The organism is Heliomicrobium undosum (genome assembly GCF_009877425.1).
In the GTDB taxonomy this organism is placed as follows: Bacteria; Bacillota; Desulfitobacteriia; order Heliobacteriales; family Heliobacteriaceae; genus Heliomicrobium; species Heliomicrobium undosum.
Genome location: NZ_WXEY01000050.1, coordinates 1 through 1,967, shown reverse-complemented (window position 1 = coordinate 1,967; position 1,967 = coordinate 1). Strand labels below are relative to the sequence as shown.

Below are 1,967 nucleotides of genomic sequence, written 5' to 3'. Positions count from 1 at the left end.
AAACTCTCCACAAAAATTTGTAGGTAGCTTGAGTCAAGCTCTTAAATACAATCGAATTGATTGGTTTCGCACGCTTTTGATTCGCAACTGTTCGATTTTCAAGGACCAATTTTTCTCGCCCGCTACGACTCTGAATCAAACGGTCTATCGTAGACAGGAATTATATCCTACCACCGATACACTACAATATCAAGTGGTAATGTCTGGTGCGAAAGGAGGGACTCGAACCCTCACGGTTGCCCACACGCCCCTCAAACGTGCGCGTCTGCCAGTTCCGCCACTTTCGCATGAAACATTGGATAGCAACTGGTGGGCGATAACGGAATCGAACCGCTGACCTCTTGCATGTCAAGCAAGCGCTCTAACCATCTGAGCTAATCGCCCTATTTTTGAAGGCTGTAAAATCTCCGACGGAATGATATATTAACAAGAATTTCAGACAAAGTCAACGGTATTTTTATCCTATTGAACCCTTACAAAAATTCAAATCCCAACTCGGTTAGGTTATTCAGCTTATTTACCTGTGCCGGAGAAAAAAATCCAATGAAATAGATCTGGTCTATCAGGGCAACAGCATATTTTCTAGGACTATTCGACTGCTTTAATACCATATTTATCTTGGAGATTACGCCTACATCGAACCAGTCATGATTCACTTCTAAATCCCATTTGTAAAATTTCCCGCCATACTCAAAGGAGACCCACGCCAGCCCTTTTTCGATATCTACGAAGTCGTTAATTGCTTGTGCGCTAAAAAATCCTTTCGAGATCCTTCTAAGATTTTCGATCGTTTCGAGGTAGATACCTTTATCTTCGACGCATTCGCCATCAAAGCACCCTATATCATCAGTAATTGAACCCCAAACGCCATCCGACCTTTGCAAATCCTCCCCCAAAGCCCTCAGCAAAAAATTAAAAAACATGCTTGCTCCAATCCTTGTTCTAAGGGTAAGCGCCCGATTCTCCCGACGACAATCACCGGAAGTCCGGGCGCTCGCCTCACTTCACTGAAGCCACTCGACTTTTCCCGTATCGAGATCATACTTCGCTCCCTGGATCTGCAACTTCCCCTCGTTCAAAGTTTTCCGGAGAATAGCGCTCTTCTTCAGTTCGGCAAGGGAGGCCCGGATGTTATGGTCCACGGTGCTCTCCACCAGTTCCGTCCCCTTTACCCCCCTCGCCTTTTGCTCTTGCGCCAGCGGCCGGATCCGCTCCGTAATAGAGGCGATACTCCCTTCCACATGACCTTCCTCTACAGCCGCCTTGACGGCGCCACAGCTTTCATGCCCCAAAACAACAACGAGCGGTGTGCGCAGGTGTTCCACCGCATATTCGACGCTGCCCAGCACCTCCGGGCTGACCACATTGCCGGCGACGCGGACCACAAATAGATCGCCAAGTCCCTGATCAAAAATGTGCTCCGGAGGAACGCGCGAGTCGGAACAACTGACAACCACCGCTATCGGTTTCTGACCGCCAGTCAATTGCCGCCGCTTCTCTTCCCCGAGGTTTTTCGCCTGCGGCGCGGACTCGATAAAACGGCGGTTGCCTTCCTCCAGTATCTGTCGGGTCTCTTTGGGTGAGGCCGTCACCTCTGGGGTAACTGTGTTTTTCATTGGGCGGGCACACCCCGTTGCGAATAGACATATGACGAGGAACAGCAAGGAGGTTAGGAAAACCGGCCATTTTTTTTGAGGCAATAGAAACACCGCCTTAAAAAGAAGTTTAGGCGGTTATATCTTCACCCACTGAAATAAAGATATACTTGTCAGAGCACAAAAGGCGAACATTAGGTTGGTTAGAAACAAAGCCTGTTTATGGATGCCTCAAAATGGAAAAGGCATTGCAATCCTACTTTTTTTGCAGGAATGCAATGCTTTGTTACTCTTTCAAAACTGAACAGAGGATTATATCGCGCAAAAAGGTCAAGTCCTCGACCGATTCGTACCCGTCGACTAAACGCCTCA

At 47.9% G+C, this 1,967-nt stretch carries 2 protein-coding genes and 2 tRNA genes; all 4 read right to left on the bottom strand.

Annotation, left to right across the window (positions count from 1 at the left end; translation table 11 throughout):
• Positions 1 to 204: 204 nt before the first annotated feature.
• Positions 205 to 287, bottom strand: a tRNA-Leu gene (locus tag GTO91_RS17515).
• A 20-nt stretch (positions 288 to 307) separates the two neighbouring features.
• Positions 308 to 384, bottom strand: a tRNA-Val gene (locus GTO91_RS17510).
• An 89-nt stretch (positions 385 to 473) separates the two neighbouring features.
• Complete coding sequence (locus tag GTO91_RS17505; RefSeq protein WP_161260001.1) at positions 474 to 923, bottom strand: hypothetical protein; 450 nt, start codon at positions 921 to 923, stop codon at positions 474 to 476.
• An 81-nt stretch (positions 924 to 1,004) separates the two neighbouring features.
• Positions 1,005 to 1,616 (bottom strand): carbonic anhydrase, encoded by a 612-nt coding sequence (locus GTO91_RS17500; RefSeq protein ID WP_161260000.1) that lies wholly within the window; start codon positions 1,614 to 1,616, stop codon positions 1,005 to 1,007.
• Between the last annotated feature and the right edge of the window lie 351 nt (positions 1,617 to 1,967).

Coding starts and splice junctions, on each gene's coding strand:
- GTO91_RS17500 (WP_161260000.1), bottom strand. CDS start 1,616: ATGAAAAACACAGTTACCCCAGAGGTGACGGCCTCACCCAAAGAGACC.
- GTO91_RS17505 (WP_161260001.1), bottom strand. CDS start 923: ATGTTTTTTAATTTTTTGCTGAGGGCTTTGGGGGAGGATTTGCAAAGG.